The organism is [Rhizobium] kunmingense (assembly GCF_977018605.1).
The window spans coordinates 865,099-885,593 of sequence record NZ_CDRNXG010000002.1 but is presented as its reverse complement, the minus strand read 5'-3'; the positions used below and the strand labels follow the sequence as shown (position 1 = coordinate 885,593).

The 20,495-nt window shown below is 56.6% G+C and carries 19 protein-coding genes; 9 read left to right on the top strand and 10 right to left on the bottom strand.

Going from position 1 to position 20,495, the window contains the following annotated elements; translation table 11 throughout:
* Positions 1 to 139: 139 nt before the first annotated feature.
* Together AC0JZ4_RS22645 and AC0JZ4_RS22640 are read right to left on the bottom strand one after the other, a co-directional pair.
* Positions 140 to 1,441, bottom strand: coding sequence for a polysaccharide biosynthesis/export family protein (locus AC0JZ4_RS22645; protein ID WP_471888723.1), 1,302 nt, complete (start codon positions 1,439 to 1,441; stop codon positions 140 to 142).
* A gap of 51 nt (positions 1,442 to 1,492) precedes the next feature.
* A complete protein-coding gene (locus AC0JZ4_RS22640) occupies positions 1,493 to 2,563 on the bottom strand; it encodes a glycosyltransferase (protein ID WP_471889069.1) in 1,071 nt (356 codons plus the stop codon).
* Between the two features lie 326 nt (positions 2,564 to 2,889).
* On the opposite strand from AC0JZ4_RS22640, the gene AC0JZ4_RS22635 reads away from it, so the two are divergent.
* The 4 genes from AC0JZ4_RS22635 (at position 2,890) to AC0JZ4_RS22620 (ending at position 7,971) form a co-directional block, all read left to right on the top strand.
* The gene (locus AC0JZ4_RS22635; RefSeq protein WP_471888722.1) at positions 2,890 to 3,615 is read left to right on the top strand and encodes a sugar transferase; all 726 of its coding nucleotides are present in this window, start codon (positions 2,890 to 2,892) and stop codon (positions 3,613 to 3,615) included.
* A gap of 180 nt (positions 3,616 to 3,795) precedes the next feature.
* The gene (locus tag AC0JZ4_RS22630; RefSeq protein WP_471888721.1) at positions 3,796 to 5,823 is read left to right on the top strand and encodes a glycosyltransferase; all 2,028 of its coding nucleotides are present in this window, start codon (positions 3,796 to 3,798) and stop codon (positions 5,821 to 5,823) included.
* Positions 5,823 to 7,475: a Wzz/FepE/Etk N-terminal domain-containing protein gene (locus AC0JZ4_RS22625; RefSeq protein WP_471888720.1), complete on the top strand. Its 1,653-nt coding sequence runs from the start codon at positions 5,823 to 5,825 to the stop codon at positions 7,473 to 7,475. Before AC0JZ4_RS22630 ends, AC0JZ4_RS22625 begins: the two co-directional genes overlap by 1 nt.
* A 274-nt stretch (positions 7,476 to 7,749) precedes the next feature.
* Positions 7,750 to 7,971: a hypothetical protein gene (locus tag AC0JZ4_RS22620; protein WP_471888719.1), complete on the top strand. Its 222-nt coding sequence runs from the start codon at positions 7,750 to 7,752 to the stop codon at positions 7,969 to 7,971.
* Positions 7,972 to 8,160: 189 nt separating this feature from the next.
* On the opposite strand, the gene AC0JZ4_RS22615 is transcribed toward AC0JZ4_RS22620, so the two are convergent.
* Both AC0JZ4_RS22615 and AC0JZ4_RS22610 read right to left on the bottom strand, forming a co-directional pair.
* Positions 8,161 to 9,081: a glycoside hydrolase family 16 protein gene (locus AC0JZ4_RS22615; protein WP_471888718.1), complete on the bottom strand. Its 921-nt coding sequence runs from the start codon at positions 9,079 to 9,081 to the stop codon at positions 8,161 to 8,163.
* A gap of 23 nt (positions 9,082 to 9,104) precedes the next feature.
* Complete coding sequence (locus AC0JZ4_RS22610; RefSeq protein WP_471888717.1) at positions 9,105 to 10,262, bottom strand: glycosyltransferase; 1,158 nt, start codon at positions 10,260 to 10,262, stop codon at positions 9,105 to 9,107.
* A 300-nt stretch (positions 10,263 to 10,562) separates the two neighbouring features.
* On the opposite strand from AC0JZ4_RS22610, the gene AC0JZ4_RS22605 reads away from it, so the two are divergent.
* Positions 10,563 to 11,582 (top strand): glycosyltransferase family 2 protein, encoded by a 1,020-nt coding sequence (locus tag AC0JZ4_RS22605; protein WP_471888716.1) that lies wholly within the window; start codon positions 10,563 to 10,565, stop codon positions 11,580 to 11,582.
* A gap of 393 nt (positions 11,583 to 11,975) precedes the next feature.
* Here the strand turns inward: AC0JZ4_RS22605 and AC0JZ4_RS22600 are convergent, their stop codons facing one another.
* Together AC0JZ4_RS22600 and AC0JZ4_RS22595 are read right to left on the bottom strand one after the other, a co-directional pair.
* Positions 11,976 to 13,187, bottom strand: a complete 1,212-nt coding sequence (locus tag AC0JZ4_RS22600; RefSeq protein ID WP_471888715.1) for an MFS transporter — start codon at positions 13,185 to 13,187, stop codon at positions 11,976 to 11,978.
* A gap of 106 nt (positions 13,188 to 13,293) precedes the next feature.
* Positions 13,294 to 14,175: a helix-turn-helix domain-containing protein gene (locus tag AC0JZ4_RS22595; RefSeq protein ID WP_471888714.1), complete on the bottom strand. Its 882-nt coding sequence runs from the start codon at positions 14,173 to 14,175 to the stop codon at positions 13,294 to 13,296.
* A 270-nt stretch (positions 14,176 to 14,445) separates the two neighbouring features.
* Between AC0JZ4_RS22595 and AC0JZ4_RS22590 the strand changes: the two genes are divergently transcribed.
* A complete protein-coding gene (locus tag AC0JZ4_RS22590) occupies positions 14,446 to 15,456 on the top strand; it encodes a class I SAM-dependent methyltransferase (protein ID WP_471888713.1) in 1,011 nt (336 codons plus the stop codon).
* A gap of 89 nt (positions 15,457 to 15,545) precedes the next feature.
* On the opposite strand, the gene AC0JZ4_RS22585 is transcribed toward AC0JZ4_RS22590, so the two are convergent.
* The gene (locus tag AC0JZ4_RS22585; protein WP_471888712.1) at positions 15,546 to 16,016 is read right to left on the bottom strand and encodes a helix-turn-helix domain-containing protein; all 471 of its coding nucleotides are present in this window, start codon (positions 16,014 to 16,016) and stop codon (positions 15,546 to 15,548) included.
* Positions 16,017 to 16,152: 136 nt separating this feature from the next.
* On the opposite strand from AC0JZ4_RS22585, the gene AC0JZ4_RS22580 reads away from it, so the two are divergent.
* Both AC0JZ4_RS22580 and AC0JZ4_RS22575 read left to right on the top strand, forming a co-directional pair.
* The gene (locus AC0JZ4_RS22580) at positions 16,153 to 16,458 is read left to right on the top strand and encodes a hypothetical protein (RefSeq protein WP_471888711.1); all 306 of its coding nucleotides are present in this window, start codon (positions 16,153 to 16,155) and stop codon (positions 16,456 to 16,458) included.
* A gap of 689 nt (positions 16,459 to 17,147) precedes the next feature.
* A complete protein-coding gene (locus tag AC0JZ4_RS22575; protein WP_471888710.1) occupies positions 17,148 to 17,480 on the top strand; it encodes a type II toxin-antitoxin system HicB family antitoxin in 333 nt (110 codons plus the stop codon).
* A gap of 50 nt (positions 17,481 to 17,530) precedes the next feature.
* On the opposite strand, the gene AC0JZ4_RS22570 is transcribed toward AC0JZ4_RS22575, so the two are convergent.
* From AC0JZ4_RS22570 to AC0JZ4_RS22560, 3 genes are read right to left on the bottom strand one after another with little or no spacing between them, the layout of a single operon-like run.
* On the bottom strand, positions 17,531 to 18,031 hold the full coding sequence (locus AC0JZ4_RS22570) for a hypothetical protein (protein WP_471888709.1): 501 nt from the start codon (positions 18,029 to 18,031) through the stop codon (positions 17,531 to 17,533).
* Positions 18,032 to 18,054: 23 nt separating this feature from the next.
* The gene (locus AC0JZ4_RS22565; RefSeq protein ID WP_471888708.1) at positions 18,055 to 18,831 is read right to left on the bottom strand and encodes a thermonuclease family protein; all 777 of its coding nucleotides are present in this window, start codon (positions 18,829 to 18,831) and stop codon (positions 18,055 to 18,057) included.
* Positions 18,828 to 19,460, bottom strand: a complete 633-nt coding sequence (locus tag AC0JZ4_RS22560; protein ID WP_471888707.1) for a hypothetical protein — start codon at positions 19,458 to 19,460, stop codon at positions 18,828 to 18,830. The genes AC0JZ4_RS22565 and AC0JZ4_RS22560 overlap by 4 nt, the downstream gene beginning before the upstream one ends.
* Positions 19,461 to 19,599: 139 nt before the next feature.
* Between AC0JZ4_RS22560 and AC0JZ4_RS22555 the strand changes: the two genes are divergently transcribed.
* A complete protein-coding gene (locus AC0JZ4_RS22555) occupies positions 19,600 to 20,478 on the top strand; it encodes a lytic transglycosylase domain-containing protein (protein WP_471888706.1) in 879 nt (292 codons plus the stop codon).
* Positions 20,479 to 20,495: the final 17 nt, after the last annotated feature.

Here is a 20,495-nt window from a genome sequence, read left to right as displayed (position 1 = left end):
GTCGCAATAGGTCACAGATGGAGATAGTTCATCGCTCACACGTTGACATACACGGATGAATGTCGACATCGGGGCGGCGTGAAGCGGGTCCGCCCGCATCAGAAAACCACTTGATCGGTCGACAATAGCGTTGGTCTGATCAATTGCTATTGACTAGCCCCTGCTGGTCCGTCGTTCCACGACGCGCGACACGCAAAACATCTCCTGGAAGAAGCGGATCATTTTCACCGACCATCACGCTTCTGAGGGCCCCGTCAACGACGCGGTTGACGGAGAAATGATAACTGTATGTTTCCCCCGCATCAGAAAGCGATGCCATTGCGGCAGGCGCTCTGATCTCGAGGTTCTTCAAGATGCTTTTGGTTGTCGCCAGCTTCTGCGTGTTGGACCCCATGCGATCGCGCAGCTCCGCCGATTCCGACAGCGCACTGACCTGATAACGATTGTGGACGCCGGATATGTCCTGGTCCACACGGGCAAGATCCTGCTGTGTTCGAAAAAGCGCTAACGACACATCGAGGCTTCGACTTTCAAGTTCTGCCACGTTCTGGCTAGCCCCCAACTGACGTGCGGACACTGTCAGGCCTTGCGACACAAGCTTGTTGACCGAGGCGAGATCATTCGTCGCCAATTCAAGTTGCCTGGTCAGGGACGCGGCCTTCGCATTCAACGCCTCGATCTGATTGAGCGCGAGTTCCTTCGCGCGATCCAGAGCTTCAATCTCCACGGTCATAGCATGCTGACGTGCTTTAAACAGCGAACCTTCCTCGTCCATCATGCGTTTGACATTCTGCTCCATCGAGCGCCCCATCAGTTCATCTGGGAATGTTACACCCTGCGTCTGGTTCAAAAGCGCATCGACCCGTGCCTGCCTTGCCAGCAGCCCCAGCCTTTCGTCTTCGAGAGATCTTATGTCCCCGCGGCTGACCAGTGCATCCTTCTGCAGGCCAACGACGCTGGCGTCGGCGGGGCCGACGCCACCTGCCATGCTGAGAGCCTGGATGACGGTCAGGCCCGGGGAGAAGCTGTATTTGCCCGGCGTCGTGACGAGGCCAGCGACGAAGACCGGACGATAGGTAGATACTTCGACCGATGCGTTCGGCCGCTTCTGCAGTCCTACCTCGCTTTGAAGTCTTGCACTTATGTCATCGGCAAGCTCTTCCAAGGTCTTTCCCGAAGCCGAGACCGAACCAACAATAGGAAGCGAAAGATTGCCGGCGGACGAGATGGTAAATTCGCCGGTGAGAGGGACCCATTCAAACGTGGTCGCCGTACTCGGGCGCCACTCGTAGACGCGAATTCTCAGGATATCCTGTGGGCCGAGTTGGTAAGGCTCTATGGCCCACGCAGCGTTGCAGCCTGCCGACACTGCCAGAAGCATTATCAGGCGCTTGGCCAGCTGTTGTGTGTATCTGCTTAGTGCCAGTCGATTATAGCTCATCAGCCTGCCATCCATGATCAGAAAAACTGCGTAAATTCAGCGGCGCAGGCTTCAAGCCGACGCAGCGAGGGTCACGCCCGTCGCGTCGGCGACGAAGGAACGGAAACGATCGAGGAACACATCGCGCCGGAAATCGGCAGCGCGCGAAACCGCGTCCGCGGGATTGAAGCTCATGCGGTCGGCGCGCTGGACGGCGTCTATGAGGTCGTCAACGGTCTGCTGCCTAAAGAAAAGCCCCGTCTTGTTGTCGACGACAGTCTCGAGAGCGCCTCCGCGCCCATAGGCAATTACCGGGCGTCCGCTCGCCATCGCCTCGACTGGCACGATTCCAAAGTCTTCTTCACCGGGGAATACAAGGCCTTGGCAGCGCGCATAGCTTTGTTTCAGAACGTTGAATGGCTGTGGCCCGAGAATGGAAACCGTTGGCCCAGCCAGACGTTTCAACGCGGAGAGCATCTCTCCGCCTCCAATAACAACAAGCTTCTTCTTCATGCGGTTGAACGCCTCAACGGCCAGATCGGGCCGTTTGTAGCTGACCAGCTCGCCGACCATAAGATAATAGTCCTCGAGGTCGGTTCTCGGCACCGGCGAGAAAGCCATAGTATCGACCGGGGGATAGATGACCGTCGCGTCGCGGCGATAATAGCTGGTGATCCGACTGGATACATTTTTCGAATTTGCGATGAAATTGTCGACGCGGTTCGCAGTCGCAACGTCCCAATTCCGCAGATAGTGCGCCATTGGCGGCATCATCAGGCGTGTCATCAATCCCGACCGGTCATAGTATTCCTTGTACATATTCCAGATGTACCGCATTGGTGAGTGGCAGTAACAAAGATGGAGTGCTGGAGAGGATGGGATAATCCCCTTTGCAGGTCCGGACTCGCTGCTGATCACAAGATCGTATTCGCTCAGATCAAGCTGCTCCAATGCCATTGGCATGAGCGGAAGGTAACGCTTGTACATCGACTTGGGATAAGGGAGCCGGTTGATGAACGTCGTCTTGATAGTGTGCCGCTTCAACTTGGGGGATAGCGAGGCCTGGTCGCAGACATGTGTGAATATGTCTGCCTGAGGAAACAGATCGCAGAGCGCTTCGAGCACCTTTTCCCCGCCCCGCATTCCAACGAGCCAGTAATGAATGATCGCCACTTTCACGCTGCACCCCCACAATAAACGAAAGAAAGGCTGGTTATTCCGCTATTAGACGGCGATAGAACGATGATACTCTGGCGTCAGAATTCATCGAATTATCAACGAGTAATAGGCGTGCTTGCCGATTATCTATACATGCAGTCGAGCGATTTAACTCGATATTCATTTCATGTTGCGCTGCATTATTTTTATTGTCAATCGATTTACCGTTTGCTAACGTTGTTATGCATTTCGCGATACTGCGAAATTTCTGCACATGCTCTGAAGTATTAAGTTGAGAGGGGTTTACGCAGATGTCCGCTACGAATATCAGCCATAAGATCGAAAAATTCGACGAGATCTCGGGCTCGTCTTTCGCCGGTGCAACAGAGGCGCATGGACGACTGCCACGAGACCGAAACCGAGCGAACTCGCTTGCAGCTAAGCATTGCATCGACGCCGCAATAGCCACGATAGGCATCATCGTTCTTTCACCGATGATCCTTATACTTGCGGCGGTACTCTTGTTACTGCAGGGCAGACCGATCTTCATCGCACATCGTCGCATAGGACGCGACGGAGTGATGTTTCCGTGCTTGAAGTTTCGCAGCATGGTGAAGGACGCGGATGCGGTATTGCGTGATCACCTTGCGGCTAATCCCGCACTGCGAAGCGAGTGGGAAGCGACCCGTAAGTTGCGCGATGATCCTCGGATTACCCCATTCGGCGCGCTTCTCCGCAAAAGCAGCCTGGACGAGGTCCCGCAGCTGTTCAACATACTTCGTGGCGAGATGAGCGTGGTTGGACCTCGTCCGATCGTCACCGCCGAGGCAGAGCTTTATGGGGTGCATTTCGCTGATTACATTCGAGTGCGGCCCGGGCTTACCGGCCTTTGGCAGGTCAGCGGACGCAGTGATACGAGTTACAGTGAGCGCGTACAGCTCGACGTGGACTATGTTCACCGCCAGACGGTGCGAGGCGATATCGCAATAATGCTCAAGACAATTCCTGCCGTTTTACGCACGCGCGGCAGTTACTGAGCCTGCCGTCGCAATGCGGCGCGTCGATGGACGCGATCGATCAAACCGATCTCAACAGCGGGATATCCATGCGGATAGCGCCGCATTTAATCAGTGCGGGAGCTTATGGGGCGTGTTGAAGAGGGCATGTCTCGGACACGTTACGATCATCAGCGAATTCACGGTGGGGGCCGCGTCACAATGAGTGCGAATGTCGCGGTCAACGGCCGCTTTCTAACACAGAACGTTACCGGCGTTCAGCGATACGCTCGCAACATCATAGCTGAAATGAACGATCTTCCGCATCGATCCCGACCGGTTGTATTATCGCCGGCAGCCGTCGATACCTCTTTTGCGCCGATGATCGACGTGCGGGTTGAAGGACCATTTGCTGGCCATCCCTGGGAGCAGCTTGTGCTGCCTGTTCAAAGCCGCGGGAGACGGCTGCTTAATCTGTGCAACACCGCACCGCTTGCCAAGCGAGATCAGATCGTCTGTATCCACGACGCGAATGTTTTCATAACCCCCGACAGCTATAGTCGGTCATTCAGAGCGATCTATACAGCCCTGCAACCAGCTTTGTCATCGAGGTCGGCGCGAATCACCACGGTGTCACATGCCGCGGCCCGTCAGCTAGCGCGATACCTGCCTGTTGGATTGAATGACATCGCGGTCTTGCCCAACGGCCATGAGCATGCACTTCTGTGGGATCCGTCTCGCTCAACCATTGCTTCCAGATTGTGGTCGCAGCCGGGCTCGCGACGTGCTTTCGTTTTGGCACTCGGTTCAAATGCACGTCACAAGAATCTCGGGCTATTGACCTCCATTGCCGCCGAGCTTGATGCGATGGGGCTAGACATCGTGGTTGCCGGTGGAGGCGACGCGATCTTCACGTCTCAGGTCCGCGACGTCATGCCGAATATTCGCATTGCGGGCCGCGTTACTGATGATGACCTTGCCTATCTGCTGGACGAGGCGCTTTGCCTTGCTTTTCCATCGCTGACCGAAGGCTTCGGGCTACCTATCGTCGAGGCGATGGCACGAAAATGTCCGGTCGTATCATCAGACACCGCAAGCATGCCTGAAGTCTGCGGAGACGCCGCCGTGCTTGTTTCACCAACCGATCGTCGTGCGTGGGTGGAGGCAATCAGGCAGCTTCATCATTCTACGCAAATGCGAGACGACCTCGTGGGTCGCGGTTGCGAGCAGGTCCGGCGTTTCTCGTGGAAGGCAACGACCGCGGGCTACATGGAGCTCTTGAGCGAACCGAAAGCGGCGGTCGGCTTCGCGCCTCCGGTGACTGGCCAAGATGGGAGCGGCGTCACCGTTGTATTCGCGACGCGCGGTCGGCCCGAGATTGTCACAGCAGTCGCCCGCCACCTTCTAGCCAACCAAACACTCAGGCCCGAAGCCGTGATCATCTCTTGTTGCGATCTCAAGGATGCCGGAGAGCTTGTCAACGAACCGGGTGTAAGCGTAGTTAGCGGCCCCGCCGGCCTTGCCGCTCAACGAAACACGGCCCTTGCCCATGTGACGGAAGGCACGGAAATTGTGGTCTTCTTCGACGATGATTTTCTCCCTGGACATAATTGGCTAGCATCCGCCCTGCAGATATTCCGCGATGAAAGCCAGGTTGTCGGGATTACCGGCAACGTCATTGCCGATGGCATCAAAGGGCCGGGAATGTCATTTCCGCAAGCCCAGGAACTCTTACTTACGGGCACGTCCGCTCCGGATTGGGACGCGTCCTACAGTCCATACGGTTGCAATATGGCATTCCGCTTTTCCGCCATCGGAAATGCACGATTTGACGAACGGCTCGTCCTTTATGGTTGGCTGGAGGACCGTGACTTCGGCGCAACCCTGGCGCGCCACGGCGGAAGGCTGGTCAAATCGGCGATGATCTTCGGGGTGCATATGGGGGTTAAGAGCGGCCGCGTCAGCGGACAGCGCCTCGGCTATTCCCAAGTGATCAATCCGCTGTACATGTTGCGCAAGGGGACGATGACCGTCAGTCAGGTCGCCGGACAAATATTTCGTAATTTGGCCAGCAATGTGGGCCGTGCCGCATGGCCGGAGACCTACATTGATCGCAGGGGCAGACTTGCTGGCAATCTCGTCGGCATCGCACATGCATTGCGCGGCGTCATTGAGCCGGAGCGTGCTGCCGTTGCGAACTTCGCTCCAGCGATCGTGATCAAGTCAAGTCAGTGTAAGGAAGGCGCATAATGTTCAATTGGCCTCGTCAATCCGAAGTTGCCCTGCCCATCTGGCGACCCAGCGAACCCAATGACGATAGCGGCCGCGATGGACCGATCGCACTTTTGCGTGGCCTCCTGTCACTCGCGGCGCGCTATAAGGCAATCGTACTTGCCTGCATGGTCGCCGGAATTACGATATCGTTGCTTTATGCCCTGTCGCTGCCGCCAACCTACAACGCTACTACGACGTTGCTTCTGGAGCCCAGACGCGCGGCGACATCGCTGGGGGAAACGGGAGGCCAACAAATACTCGATCTCAATCGGGCCGACGGTGAGCTCCAGACCATTCGATCCGAACGCCTTTTGTCCTCTGTCTTCGACGGCTTGAACCTTCGCGAAAGTAAGGAACTCGGACCCCAGCCGCCTAGCTGGTTTCAACAGGTTCTGGAGTATGCATCGTCTGTCCTGGCGTCCTTTTTCGAGTTTGAAGACCCGAGAGGAGGCCGCATTCCGGAAAATCCGAGCCCGCTTCTGTCGCAGGACGGTGACATCGCGGCATTCTTGAAATTTACAAACCGGTTGACGGCTCGCCGGGTGGGGCAGTCGTTCGTTCTCGAGATAGAATACTCCTCGTCGGATCCGGCATTGCCAGCCCGAGTCGCAAACGCAACAGCCTCCGCTTACATTTTTCAAGTGATCGCATTCAAGGAACAGATCGCCAGAGCTGGCACTGAGGCGCTGCAAGGGCGCCTTGATAGCCTTTCGCGACAGGTCGACGCGGCACGAGAAGCAATGCAATCCGGCACTTTGCCATCGATACCCACACCTGATGCCGATGCGAGGGTAATCGGCGCAGCCTTGCCACCGCTTGGTCCATCCGCTCCGCGGAAGTCCCTGATCGTTGCTCTCGGCGGTGTACTCGGGTTGATCGGGGGCTGCACACTTGTCGCCTTGCGACTGGCACTCGACAGGCGTGTCAAGGACGGGAAGGAGCTCTCGCGGGAATTGAGAATCCCATGTTTCGGTACACTCCCCAAGCCGCCGAGCGTGGGAGGGCCGCAGTGGCGCGTCACTGCGGCCCATCATCACAAGTTCCTGTCCGCAGTGCGGGATATCCGGACATCTATCGAGGTCGCCTCCGCGGGCGCTGCCGGCCAGGCCAATACGGTGATCGCCGTGGTGTCATACAAGCCAACCACTGGGGTGGCCGCAATCTGCGAAGGATTGGCGGACTTGATCGGCAAAACAAACAAGAGCGTGACGCTTTTCGCCTCGAGCGATTTCGGGTCTCTTGGGTCCGTGGATGAACAGGTGACAAGGGCAAGCATGTCACTCGCAGACATTCCGTTCACAGATACCGACAGCAATAATCTGGGCTTGGACACGCCCGGTTCTTTGATTGTTCCAGTCCAGTCGTCTAGTGCAGAAGCCAATCTTTTCACTGACTATACGCATCCGCGCATCGAGAAGGTTGTGGCGATGGCAAGAAACCGTGGAGACGTCCTGATCGCTCTGCCGGCTCTCGGCCTATCCATGGACGGACTGGCTCTCGCCGGCTATGCCGACGCAATCATCATAATCGCGGACTCCAAGGAAACTACAATTGACGAAGTCGCGGAGGCGGCAATCCTGTTGCGTCGCGCAAGTCCCGTCACGATCGGAGCGGTGATTTATCGCTAAGGCATAGATCTGGGCCTTGAGGCGGTTGCGCGACGGGAGAACGCGGCCGCTTCTTTTATTCTTTGTGAGCATTGACCGAACAGAAACCAGTGCGACAAGATCGGATGTCCAAGATCAACCTGGGATCTCCTCTTCCTATCGGGCCAGCAATATTAACTTTATACTAGCTCATATAATTATGTTTTTACCTATTCTATTGTTTATGAACAAAGACAATGGTATTAATACAGAATTAACTAATCAGTGCGGCGCTTGTAGCGCCATCGGAGGGAGCATGGTTAAGGCGTTTATTGGGCCATTCAAGGCTGTGGCAGTCGACAACGTAACGGTGCAGGCCGACGGCGCGATTTATCTTACCTTGAGAGACAGAAACGGAAGTGTCCTCGGATTGATTACCGATCGCACGACAGTGTCATTGATGATCAACGAGATCGCGGCCGCGGACGTGCCGGCATCCGCGCGTCAATCGGCGCCCTATTTGAACATTCCTTACTGATGGTGGCTTTTGCCACCACATCGTTTGCCAGCAAGACAATTCGGGCTTGCTGGCAAACGTCTCACGACGCCAAAGCGTCCCGTGTAAAGGCCGTGTTTCTTTGGTCTACGGAAGCTAATAGCTAGTCCGGGCCTAAAGCCCGTTGGCCATGGCCATGGCCGCGACGGCATCTCTTAGCCAATCCCAGCTTTAAATGTACACTTTGAAGTAATCGACACGCATTTGGGTGAGCATGTCGCTTTCGGCGAGAGGTTGAGGGAATTCGACGTCCGTACGTAGAGCAAGGGTCAGTAGCGGCCAGAAAACGTCGAGATCAATATCAAGCTGATCGGCTCGCGTGATTTTCCAGTCTGCCGGTCTGCCCGTCCGCTGATCAATGACTGGACGGCGCTCAAAATACGGCACGCAGCGATCGCCGTCGACGAGCATCCCATAGCGGTGGTAGTCTTTCGTCATGTCGACTGGTGTCGTAACGCCCGTACTTTCATGATTGGCAACGGGTTCGCCCCATTCGTGCATGTAGGTACCGTAAACCGTCGGCTCCCATCCTTTATGTTCGACGATATCGAGCTCGACGCTACTTTTAGACTGCAAAATACTGCGGGCGTTCAACATCCAGAAAGCGGGCCAGGTCAATGGATGTTCCGGGAAGATCATTCGAGCCTCGAAATATCCTTTACGCCAGCCACTTAAGACGGTTCCGTCCTTTCTGGCCATCTGCAGATTGCCGGAGATCCACTGGTACTCGGCAAGGCCATTGCCGTAATACTTCCGGACGTGCATTTGCCTGCCAATGTATTTGGCCGCGATCTGCAATGATTTTCCATCTTCCGCCAAGGCGTCATTAACAATCGAGTACGGGTTGAAACCCTCTTCCCCGTACCGACCGGCGAAGGCAGAGCGTCCGTAAAAGCCAACATCTGACGTGGTTGCCTTGGGCCCCGCATCCCAAACCTCCCAATCCAGCGACTGAAAGTTGTCCTCGAATACGAGCTTACGCTGCGCCGTCGGGTCTTCACTGGCTTGCGCTTGCCTGGAACGCAAGGATGCTGCCGTGGCCACGATAAACCCGGCCGAGCTCTTGATGAGATTTCGTCGTGATCTATCCATGATATCCTCGCCTCCCGCAGCGGTCATCTCAGCCGAGCTGCGCACAAAGCCGCATTGAGGAGTCCCGCGACGTGCGTCTCGATCACCTGTTCGGGACTGAACCGATCAACATACTGCTTGCGAAACTCCGAATGGTCGCGCTCGAGAGCAAGATTATCGCAATAGTAGATCATCGCCTGCACCAGCGCCTCGCTATCATTTGGTTCGACAAGGCGTCCGAGCCTGCCATCGATGAGAATATCGCTTGGGCCGAAGTCGCAATCCGTCGACACAACCGGAAGGCCGAGCCGCAAAGCTTCACAAATCGCGAGAGACCAGCCTTCCCACCTTGAGGTCGCGACGAAAACGTCGCTCGTGGACAATGCCGGCAGAGGGTCGGTAGGATGGTGCTCGATCGTAGCGGTGTCACTGAGTCCAAGGGCCGCTATTTGTTCGCGCAACGCTGCTTCCCCTGCGCCGTGCCCAACGAGCTTTAGGCGGGCTTGAGGCCGGGCCTTGAGTGTCTGGGCAAAGGCATTGACCAGAATATCCTGGCCTTTCTGGAAGGCGAAGCGGCCGACATTGACGAATGTAACCGTGGTGTCCGCGGGGACTCTTGGAAGCGTTGCGCCAAAATGGCGCACCGGGTTAGGAAGCCATAGCTGCGGGACATTGCTTGCGAACATGAGCTTGAATGCATCGAGTTGTCGTGGGGACGTGCCAAACACACAGGCTACGCGTCGCAGGAAGTAGTGCCGCATCAAAGAAAAAAGGATCTTGGCTTTGAGATGACTGCGCTCCCGTCGCGGGTCGCCGTGGAGATGAATGGCAAGCCGAAGGTCGAGCCCCAGACATGCGGTCATCAGCATAACGGCAGGCTCGATCTGGGGGATGACGACGAGATCATACTTCCGCTGCTTGATGACGCTGCGAAAAATTCGAAGTAGTCCGATTTTGCTGCCCGCGACTTTCTCGATAACGGTGTATTTTCGCGGCGAAGCGGGCCGGTTCGTGTGGATCGACGTATACAAGACATCAACGTCGAAAAGTTGCGCGTAACTGTCTGCCAGATGCGTGCAGATACTATCGACGACGCGCTCGATGCCTGCAAAGGATTTGGTGCCCGGCTGAATGTAAAGTATCCTCAACCGTGAACCGTCCCCGACTTCGAGAGCCGGTTGCCTTGCTGACCCAATATCCATCTATCGGTTCCTTCTCGCAAAAATAATGGGCAACATGGCTTGCCTGGATAGAGCGTCAGTGCGTGGGCAGATTTCTTTGTGCGAAGGCACTCTCGTCATTCATTTTGCTGAAAAATATCCATGCGAAATATATTCGCATGGATGAGAAACGTTACGGCTTGTGATCGAACGTATTACTTTGTCTTTGCGACTTATTATACAATGACATCGGCATAAAATGCGCGCCAACCCATGTAGACGGGACGTCGTATCCTTGCTATGTTGCTATGCAGCATAGACTGCAAAGAGAGTGTGTGCAATATGAAAACAGGACAATCGTCTCTCAGTATTATCATTACCTGCTACAACTACGAAAACTACGTTGAAGAGTGTATAGAGAGCGCTCTTTCGCAGAATTTCGATAACCTTGAGGTCGTCGTCGTGGACGATGGATCGACCGACAACTCTTGGGAAGTGATTAAAAAATTTGGCGACCGGATTGTCTCCGTGAGGACGGAAAACAGCGGAGCGCTTAAAACCTCTCTGACCGGATTTGCCCTCTCAAGCGGTTCGTTCGTTTACTTTCTCGACGCCGATGATGCATTGGCGCAGGGCGCATTGTCACAGATCGGCCCGCACCTGACGCCGGATGTGTCAAAAATCCAGTTCATGCTTCTCCCCGTCGATAAGGACGGCCAGGTTATCGGAACACCCTTTCCGAACCTCGACACCGAAAACACATCGCAATCACTCATCGAATCCATACGGGTACGCGGCACGTATGACACGCCGCCGACCTCGGGAAACATCTATCGACGCGACGTCTACGAAAACCTTGGCGAAATGAGCTACGAGCGCGCGATTGATGGGGTCCCTTACTTGCTTGCACCGTTTGTTGGAAACGTCATATCGATCGACAGGCCACTCGGGCGATACCGCAGGCACAACGCGAACCTTTCTTCATTCTCTTCACTCAGTGCGACGCGGGTGCAGGGATATATTCAGCGTTTCACAAGTCGGCTTCAGCACCTGACGGAGCTACTTCGGGAACGCAGTGCCAGCGTTCAAACAATCACTATTCGCAACGATTACGCCTATCTGACCGAGATGCAGCTCATGGTAGCCGTACTCGAGGGACGTCGGCCGAAGCCGGCCACTGTCGGGCGATACATCCGATCGGTTTGGCGGGAAAACGCCGGAGCCAAGAAAATCATGCTCGCAGTGTTCGGCGTTGCGCTGTTCATCTTGCCGAACGCCGCAGCTAAGGAACTGACGGCTGTACGGCTCAATCCGTCACGTTCCAGCCGTCTACGGGCGAGGATGAAGTCGGCCTTCTCTTAGCGCCTCCTGTATATTTCCAAGGGGCGTTCCTTAGCGGCACCGTATTGTGTGTGACCTCAGTTTCAGGCGGACACGTTCTTCGTTTCAATGTTACATCAAGGCTCCATGAAGTCTCGCTAAATTGCGGCGTGCACTTAAGCAGGTCGATGTCGATCTGGTGGCATTTGGCTTCATAGGGTTTTGGCCGGGGTTACCGCCTTCGCCCGTGATCGGCGGACAGATTGGAAATTTGAGCAGCAGGCAACCGGCCGAGGCATAGTCCTTTCGCTGCCTCTCCACTCAGGCCAAGCATTCCGACTCGATTGGAGTGACCACCATGCCGTAATCGCTATTATGACAGAAAGCCGATCATTACTCGTGGTTTAGCGGGTGCTCGGATAGAAGCTCCCTAGCCTACCCACCCACACTTTCGTCATCGCCCCCAGAGGATTGCATTCGGCAACAGGTCAACAGCAGGATTGCAAACATCGACACTATGGCGGAGAAAACCAGAAAGACTGTCGAGGGGAGGAGACGGTCGGCGCTCAAAGAGACAAGCCCGAACATGATCATCCCCATAGAGACGCCTGCACAGTGAAAAATGCCCTTAACGCGCCCCAATGCGGCCGTCGGCGTGATCGCCTGGAGGGTGACTTCGACGGCGACCCGGCCGAAATTGTAGACCGCGCCGAGTGCGGCGAAGATAAGAAGCGACCATGCCAGTGTCGCGACCTTGATGCAGGCAAAGAAGAGCGCAGTCAAAAACAGGACGGCAACCAGTAGCTGGGCCTTTCTGGAGAACCGCGCGAGCGGGATGAGGAGAACGGCGCCGATGATGGAGCCGGCCGACCAGGCGCTTTCGAGCGCGCCGAAGTCGAGTGCATCGCCTGACAGTTCGTCGAAGATATAGCCCGGCCCCATGATGCTGACCAAAAGGCCACCGCCATAGAGGATGGCATAGATAAGACCAAGCCGGACAAGATTCGGATCAGCGGGCCATTTTCGACGAGCCTCGCTTTGAACCACGAAAGAATGCCCGGCTTCAGGCGTAACCATCCACGTCGCGGCCACAGACAGTGCGAATGAACTCGCTATGACGATGAAGGCCGCACACGCCGAGGCGGCATGCAGAAGGACGCCGACACAGGCTGCGGCAGCCAGCCCACCGATCTGCATCACGAAAAAGGTCACGGAGTTCGATGTGCTCGGCGCCAGATGTCGGCCGACACTCGGGATCATCGCCTGCGATGCCGTCAGAGCGATACGGTCGCAGCAGCCAAATAGGACCGCGGACCAGAAAATCAACAGGGGCGCATTGGTGAACGCCAGCACCGCTGCGGAAAGACACCGGACGCTGTCGGCGGTGATGACCAACCTCCGTCGATCGACGCGATCAGATATCGACCCGGCAATTGGACTTGCCAGTAATTCGGTGAGACTGAGAATGGCAAAGAACGCCGCAACGCTGGCACTGCCGTCACCTGAAGCCACGAGGATCCAGGCGCATGCAACAGCATAGCCATTGCGCCCCATCGCCAGGGCGAATGTGCTGGCGACAAACCAGTTGAAGGATGGGGATCCAAGATGCCGGCCCATGCGGGCACGAAAACAAGACAGGGACGTCATCGACAACGCCTCGAACTAAGGTGGCTCGAAGCCTTAGCGATCCTTCGCTATCGCTGCTTTCAATATACTGCCATCATGGCACTCTCGTGCCAAAACCGACCCTGCCTCAACGCCGCCAGTTGCGCCGGTAGTCCACAGGGCCAGTTCCGAATGCTGTCTTGAAGCTCCTGGTAAAATGGCTGGAGCTGCTGAAGCCGCTTTCAAACGCAATCTCGGTTGCCGTCTTGTCCGTAGTGCGCAATAGATCGGCAGCGCGCTCTACACGTTGCGTCAGGATGTAGGCATGGGGCGTCTTGCCGGTCGATTGCTTGAAGGCACGGAAGAAATGCCGCTCGCTCAGCCCGATCTCTCGGGCCAGGTCGTGGAGGGCCAGCGGGTCCGCAGGCCGCGCCTCCATCATCGCGATGACACGTTTGAGATCGAAGGCCGACAAGCCACCTCTTGCCGGGCCCAGATCAAGCAGCTGCATCCGCAAAAGACGCACGAATAACTCGATTGCCTGCCCCCTGACCATGAGCATGCTGACATCGTCTGGCCTCAAAAGCTCCGAGCCGATCCGTTGCAGCGCCATCTCGATCGCCGCATCGCGAAACCCGATGATCGGCTTGAGCCCCACCAGATGTTCATAGCCCAATATCTCCCCGATGAAATCCCTATCGATCGTCACCAGGAGATAGGATCCGGTCCGGTCCCCCTCGTCCCAGCCCGTCCATTCGCTTTTCGCCGGCACGAAGACGACGGAACCGCGGCGCCGCGGCCTGAAGGCGATCCGCTTGCCTTCGATGAAATCTTCACCGATGCGTGCCTCGCCATGCAGATTAATCAGAAAAGCATGATGCTGCGGAGCAAGCCGCGTTTCCTGGCGCGACAAGCCGGTGCGTTTCACCAGATCCGCCTTGATGCCTCCCCAATCCATGTGGTGATGAACGAGTGTCCGACGGTCCGAACGGCGCATCTCGTCTGGTTCGAAATTATCCTTGCTGGTCAAAATCAGAGCGCCTCTAAAATTACGTCAATATATCAGAGACATGAAACCCGATCGTGAGTTGGCCTACAATTCACATTTAACCTCCGGTTGGGTGATGGTGGCACTTTTGTGACAAAAGGGCAGCGAGATGAAAGCGCCCGATTTCTTCCCTCCCCTATCTTCAGGCCTCACGCTGATAGCCGGAGCGGATCTGGTTCAGACCGCAAGGCTGCCTCTCATCCGCCAATTTCAACGTGGCACCGCAACGCCGTTCAATCAGGGTGATGTCCAATGCACGCTTCCGCTGATTTTTCTCGCGAATGTGATGAAGGCCCCAGGCTGAACCAGCTGGCAGGCTTCTTTATGGAAACCGCCGCCGGCAGGAGTGGCATGCCGCGCAAGCGACCGATCGTCGACAAGCGACTTTTGCCCAACGACATGCTCCTCAATCAATTCATCGATCTCCACACTCGCCGCCAGGGGCATTTCGACCAGCATTATCACGCCAGCATTCCCTATCGGATCGAGGAGGAATGCCGCATGGGACATGCGCTTCTTCGCTACAGCCAGACCATCCCCAATGAAGTGCTTTTCTACAGCCTCGGAACAGCTGAAGGCACGATGGCGCGGGTCGTCTCGGAACTGAGCGGCGGCAAAATCCAGTCGCTTTGCTGCAGCCCGAACACGGAGAATTACGACTGCTTCATGGCTTTTGGCGAACCGATTGGCGCCAGCTTTTTCGTCGGGCCGTTCCACAGGCTGACAAAGGAGCACCTTCAGACGCAACCGGGCTTTGACCGCTTCACACACGGCTTCGATATGATCCTCGAGGACACGACCTTTCAGATGTATTCCCCAAACCGTCGGGACCAGATCGACTTCGTCCGGCAACACCTCAAGGGGGATGGCATTTTTCTCTTTGTCGAGAAGTTCCGTAGCGATGATGCAGATGACTATCAAAGCAGAGAAGAGCAGAAGAACCTCGGCTTCAAATCTCACTATTTCGGTACGGATGAGATTGCCCGCAAAACCGAACTGGTCCTCAACACGATGCATGAGTGCGAGGTGACGCTTGGCGATATGGCTGATGCGATCTATCGGCATTTCAAACATTGCGTCATCACCTGGAATAGCGGCAACTTCTATGGGCTTGCCGCCAGCAATGACGCCAGCAATCTCGGGCGCTATCTTTCCGCAATGGTGCAGCCGGCCATACCTGCAGAATATGTGTACGAGCCGAGGCCGTTCGACGATCTGGCAAGCTGGCTGGATAGGCAGAAAGGAAATCTCAGAATTGCTTGAGGACGAGGAAACGAGGACCGTTGGCAAAAGACAATACCCGACCCGACGCCACGCAGGTTCAGGCCGGCAATAACACTTTGGGCAGCTGATTATCTCTCCGACGTGTTCTGCAGCGCCAGTATGCCGTCGAGAACCGACCCCAACGTCTTCAAGCTGTCTTGCGGGAGATCCTGGATGATCTTGATGATGCGACGGCGCTCCAACGCCTCGTCAGCGGTTTTCCCCCACAGATGCGGCGCGGCTTCAAATAGGAGGTCATCAGGATAGATGCCGAGCAACTCACAGAGATGGAGGACCTGCGTTGCATGCAGCTTCAGGCGCGTGCGCTCGTACCGCCCATACACGGACTCGACCGAGCCGAGAAGCCGCGCAACTTCTGCTCGTGAGAGCTTCTTCTCGATACGAATTCGTTTCAGGTTTTCGGATATCGTCTGCTCCATTTCCGAAAATGAAATCAGACCGTCAAAACTGGGTTTTCGATGCACCGGGCGATCGTCCTTCGCATCCGAGGCCGCTTCAAGGCCCTCCCCGGCAATGTAATTGTCCGTCTTAGTCGTCATGAAGACCCGCCTTCCCTTGCAACGGCGACTTTATAACAGGCTCAGGGTGGTTGGCTACGCGCGCTACGACGCTTTTTCAGCTGGCACGTGCTCCGAATACAGAGATCGGAGCCTGGATGCATAGGGGGTCGCCATAATGAGGGATAATCAGTCGAGTGATGAGCTTTCCGACATGATTGGAAGACACAGCGAAGCAATTCGGGACATTCGTCAGCTTGAAATCGATGTCGTATGGGATGTCAGTCGCATCCCGGAGCTACGATCCCTGCGAGACATGGAGCGGGTCATCAGACGCCGTGTTGTCGAATGCCAACCGCCAAGCCGCAAGACTGCGCTGGCAAAATTCCGACACCTGTTTGGGGTCATCCTGCTGTTGAAAGCGTCGCTCAACGAAGACGAGCTCGCCCATCTCTTTCGTGATCATCAGCGGTTCGGATCATGACTGACAACTGCGACGCCCACCCCATGGCCAACTCTAAGGCATCGAGCGGCACACCGCCCGTATTCACCCCCTCAGACACCACGCAGATGGCCTCCTTGGAGGTTGGGCAGTCATGCTCGATCATCGGCACATGATACGTCCAAAGTTTTGTACAGCACCTCTTTCTCGAAGATGCGGAACTACCCGAATACGGCCCCGTGCTCATCACCGGACCAGTAATCTTTCAAGCCAGCCTGCCAAGTAACTCAATCGAACACTTGGCTGACCGGACCATCAGCTGCAGTAACCGACGACCGACCCGATCCCGGTCCGAGCACGCAAGCCCGTGTCGACGTGTTCGAGCGTTGATTTGGACGACCTGGTTGATGAACTCGTTGACGCCGATACTGGATCGTTTGATGACCAGGCTGAAGGTGGCTTTGAAAACGAGACTAGACGATGATACTTGATCACCTATGACAGGCATCACACAGCCGCGCTGGAACTGATCTTCTCCCGCCCGGTCAACGATCCGGTCCGCCACGCCAACATAGCCCTCACGGCGGAGGTTCGGAGCGGGGAGGTTCGCGGATAGGCGTGGTCCTGCTCGGCGAAGTGCGCGTCTTTCACCGTCCACATCCGTTACCGGATACGGACAAAGGTGCGGTTGCCAGCATCCGTAAATGGCTGGACGAACACGGAGTAAGGCCATGAATAATGTCGCTGAAATCAATGGCGAGAAGGCGGTCATCACTTTCGATCACGAAATTCAGATGCTGCGCGGCGAGTTCGTCGGCCTGAATGGCGGGGCCGACTTCTATGCCGAGAGCGTTCACGAGCTGATCGAGGAAGGCCACAAGTCGTTGGCCGTCTATCTCGAAATGTGCCGGGAGAAAGGCATCGAGCCGCGTCGGAAGTTCTCCGGCAAGTTCAATGTCCGCCTCACCGCTCGCGAGCATGCCGCCGCATTCATTGCCGCAGCAGCATCGGGCAAGAGCCTTAATGAATGGATCGCGGGGACTATCAGGGAAGCCGCTGAATAGCTGCCTCGTTTCATCCGACCAGGCTTACTCTCTTTTTTGGCGAGCGGGCGTTACCGGAGTTCGAAATAGTACCTGCGCTCCGTGCCCTCTACGGTATCTTTGATATCGAAGTAGTATGGCGCGTCGCGCCGTGGTCGCGCCATGTATTCGGTCCGATTGCAGCGCCGATCGTCGTGAAGGCGCCGGGCCATCCAACCCTGTTCAGATCCATTGCACTTCTGGATCATCCGCATGCAGCGTGACTGCCGGGAACCGAAACCGGTATCTGCGTCTCCACCCGATGTCGGTGTCCAGTCCGCCGGACATTCCGCATATTCCTCATAACCCGGCTTGCCGGTCCCAGCCTGCGCGCAGGTTGGCCAGGAAAAGCCGGGGCGTTTCATGGCAGCAATCAGCTGGTTCATCGGCGGATGGCATGCCTGCACGCCGCGCCAGGAAGGGTTGGATGAGGCGGCGCACAGAAGCACCTCGCAGCCCCATTCACTGGCAGAAGCTGGCTGGCCGCACAAACCCGCAACGAGCGCGATGCCTGCAAGTGCGATGCTTTTCATCCTATCTTCCCTTTCTTGCTTGATTACCGATCTGTTCGGCGGGGATTGCGCCTGGCATCAGCGAACGGAGGCGAAATCTCGATTGTTCGCTCACGCAGAAGGTTCTCGTCGGCGATCGGCCGGCGTGTGCTTTTGCGATCAACGGCTTTCGCACGCCATTCATCCATGTCGAGGACGTACGTTGCCCACATGCCGTGGCGCGCCGAGACGGCATATCTTTGAGCGCTCGCATAGGCGGGATCCTGCGCGCCCGATGCATCTGCACGCGCCCATCCGGCTTTCAGCAGTTCGATGCCAAGGTCTCTGCCACGCGAAACGCAGCGCCCCGACAGATGTTCTGCCTGTGACACGACCTGGCAGACGACCCGGTGTCCGCCGAGAGATCGTTTCAGCCAGGCCTTGGCGAACGCACCACATGGGACAGGCTTGAGTGCGTCGATACTCGAGCGCAGGATCGGATCGAAGCTCCATTGTGAGAGCGCGCATGCGTCAATCCCGCTCAGGCGCATGTGGATCCCGAGCTGTGGAAACCACAACGTCTTTCCGTCGACCACCGAGGCTCGCCCGGCAATGCTACGGATCACGCGCCCTTGTTCGGCGAGGGCCTTCCCAGCAGGAGCAACGACGGCCGCCCCAGGATTTATGTCGGCTGCAGACGCATGGGTCCCCAGATCCACTACAAGAGCGAGCAAGATCATCGCGCGCCCAATGACCGATGTCATGGCAGTCTGCGTCTTTCGATCGCCCGACTGTGGGAGGGCGGTGATCGCAAAGGCTCTTGAAAACACTGAGGGGATCATTGCGGCACTCTCGGATCGGCCCACATGCCATAACCCAGCCGGCCGATCCTTTCTGCGGAAACCAGGTCCTGGCGCATCGGGGTTCCATCCGCATTGCGCGACAGTCGCACCGCACCAAGCGACAACAGCATCTCCTCAAAATTATCGACGCTGTCCAGGGATCCAGGATAGTAGTAGTGACCGAAGCATGTCACATCCTGCCTGGCCGCACCTTCCTCTGACAGATATGCACGGCATAGGATGACCTTGACGGTTTTGAGCAAGCTCTCGAGATTTTTCCGGGCGAAATCCGCGCATGAACCGGCGAAGTCCTCCCTCTGATTGACCATGTCGCCATCGCAGGTCTCGATGCCGTACAGCCGAAGCTGAATGCTGCCATTGACGCCAATCTCCGTCGGCGAGACGACGCGAAACACGGTTTCGGTCGCGAACCCCTTGCGCGATGCGACGTGTCCGGTCCCATCGTAATATTCCAGCACAAGCACGATTTTTCCAGGCGAGACCAAGGACCGGATATAGGTCCTGTCGACCTCCCCCGCAGCCATCGAGGGTCCGGTCGCCATGCCGGCGCAGAGAGCCACCAGGAGCGACGGCAGGGCGAAACGTCGAACTATTTTGGTCCATCTCATCACACTCTCCTGACAGCTTGCGCCGCGACGCCGCAGCAATACCTAACTATCAATCCAGACCATAATGGTCCATTTTTTATTTGACAACATGTTATTTTTGATCGAGCCTGCAGTCATCGAACACCAAATGGAGCGCCTGATGTATACGATATATCGTCTGGTGGCAGCGTCATTTCTGATCGGCGTCGGGACCGGCCAAGGCCTTGCAGCCGAGCCGACTGCATTCGACAACTCCCACTTTTCCTCAGCTTCATTCACTCCTGCGGGCACAGTCCCGACGAACGGGCTGCAATTACCTGGAGCCTCGAGCCTTTTCACGCTCGGTTCTAACGGCGTTGTGACGAGGACGAGCAGTGCAGTTGACACGGCGGCCGATAGAGGTCGCTCCGGTCTATCCGCTGCCCTGAACCTCTCCTTCGTGTCGTCATCGGGTGGCACGCACAGCGATGAATCTGGACGGACCAATACAGTCCGCCATAACGACCCCAGCAGACCGCGGCTGACACGTTGCGGCGCCTCTCCCAATACGCCGGAGGAAATCGTCCACCTCGTCGAAAATGCTGCCATGCGACACGGGGTCAATGCGGATCTCGCGCGCGCGGTCGTCTGGACCGAGAGCCGGTACGATCGTGTTCGCAACAGCCCAAAAGGTGCCCGTGGGCCAATGCAGCTGATGCCGGCAACCGCGACGCGGTTCGGCGTGTCGGACCCGTGCGATCCCGCGTCAAACATCGAGGCCGGGATCCGCTATCTGCGGATCCTGCTTGCGCGCTTCAAAAATCCTCTCCTTGCAATCGCCGGCTACAATGCGGGGGAACAGGCCATCTACGATCATGATGGAGTTCCGCCCTATCCCGAAACGGTGCGCTACGTCGCCGCTGTCCTCAACAGGCAGATGCATGTCGATCTCTCCAGCGGACGAGATGGGCAACAATCCGAGACCGTGCCGAGGACGCTCCTCCCGCGGCCAGCAGCGTCTTGGACTCAAGCCCCGTCACCTTCATCGGTGGCGTCCTGAACTTTTGAGCGAAAGGG

Bases quoted from the DNA above. Each gene is read 5' to 3' on its own strand.
- AC0JZ4_RS22645 (WP_471888723.1), bottom strand. From the start codon at position 1,441: ATGAGCTATAATCGACTGGCACTAAGCAGATACACACAACAGCTGGCC.
- AC0JZ4_RS22640 (WP_471889069.1), bottom strand. From the start codon at position 2,563: ATGCGGGGCGGGGAAAAGGTGCTCGAAGCGCTCTGCGATCTGTTTCCT.
- AC0JZ4_RS22635 (WP_471888722.1), top strand. From the start codon at position 2,890: ATGTCCGCTACGAATATCAGCCATAAGATCGAAAAATTCGACGAGATC.
- AC0JZ4_RS22630 (WP_471888721.1), top strand. From the start codon at position 3,796: ATGAGTGCGAATGTCGCGGTCAACGGCCGCTTTCTAACACAGAACGTT.
- AC0JZ4_RS22625 (WP_471888720.1), top strand. From the start codon at position 5,823: ATGTTCAATTGGCCTCGTCAATCCGAAGTTGCCCTGCCCATCTGGCGA.
- AC0JZ4_RS22620 (WP_471888719.1), top strand. From the start codon at position 7,750: ATGGTTAAGGCGTTTATTGGGCCATTCAAGGCTGTGGCAGTCGACAAC.
- AC0JZ4_RS22615 (WP_471888718.1), bottom strand. From the start codon at position 9,081: ATGGATAGATCACGACGAAATCTCATCAAGAGCTCGGCCGGGTTTATC.
- AC0JZ4_RS22610 (WP_471888717.1), bottom strand. From the start codon at position 10,262: ATGGATATTGGGTCAGCAAGGCAACCGGCTCTCGAAGTCGGGGACGGT.
- AC0JZ4_RS22605 (WP_471888716.1), top strand. From the start codon at position 10,563: ATGAAAACAGGACAATCGTCTCTCAGTATTATCATTACCTGCTACAAC.
- AC0JZ4_RS22600 (WP_471888715.1), bottom strand. From the start codon at position 13,187: ATGACGTCCCTGTCTTGTTTTCGTGCCCGCATGGGCCGGCATCTTGGA.
- AC0JZ4_RS22590 (WP_471888713.1), top strand. From the start codon at position 14,446: ATGCACGCTTCCGCTGATTTTTCTCGCGAATGTGATGAAGGCCCCAGG.
- AC0JZ4_RS22585 (WP_471888712.1), bottom strand. From the start codon at position 16,016: ATGACGACTAAGACGGACAATTACATTGCCGGGGAGGGCCTTGAAGCG.
- AC0JZ4_RS22580 (WP_471888711.1), top strand. From the start codon at position 16,153: ATGAGGGATAATCAGTCGAGTGATGAGCTTTCCGACATGATTGGAAGA.
- AC0JZ4_RS22575 (WP_471888710.1), top strand. From the start codon at position 17,148: ATGAATAATGTCGCTGAAATCAATGGCGAGAAGGCGGTCATCACTTTC.
- AC0JZ4_RS22570 (WP_471888709.1), bottom strand. From the start codon at position 18,031: ATGAAAAGCATCGCACTTGCAGGCATCGCGCTCGTTGCGGGTTTGTGC.
- AC0JZ4_RS22565 (WP_471888708.1), bottom strand. From the start codon at position 18,831: ATGATCCCCTCAGTGTTTTCAAGAGCCTTTGCGATCACCGCCCTCCCA.
- AC0JZ4_RS22560 (WP_471888707.1), bottom strand. From the start codon at position 19,460: ATGAGATGGACCAAAATAGTTCGACGTTTCGCCCTGCCGTCGCTCCTG.
- AC0JZ4_RS22555 (WP_471888706.1), top strand. From the start codon at position 19,600: ATGTATACGATATATCGTCTGGTGGCAGCGTCATTTCTGATCGGCGTC.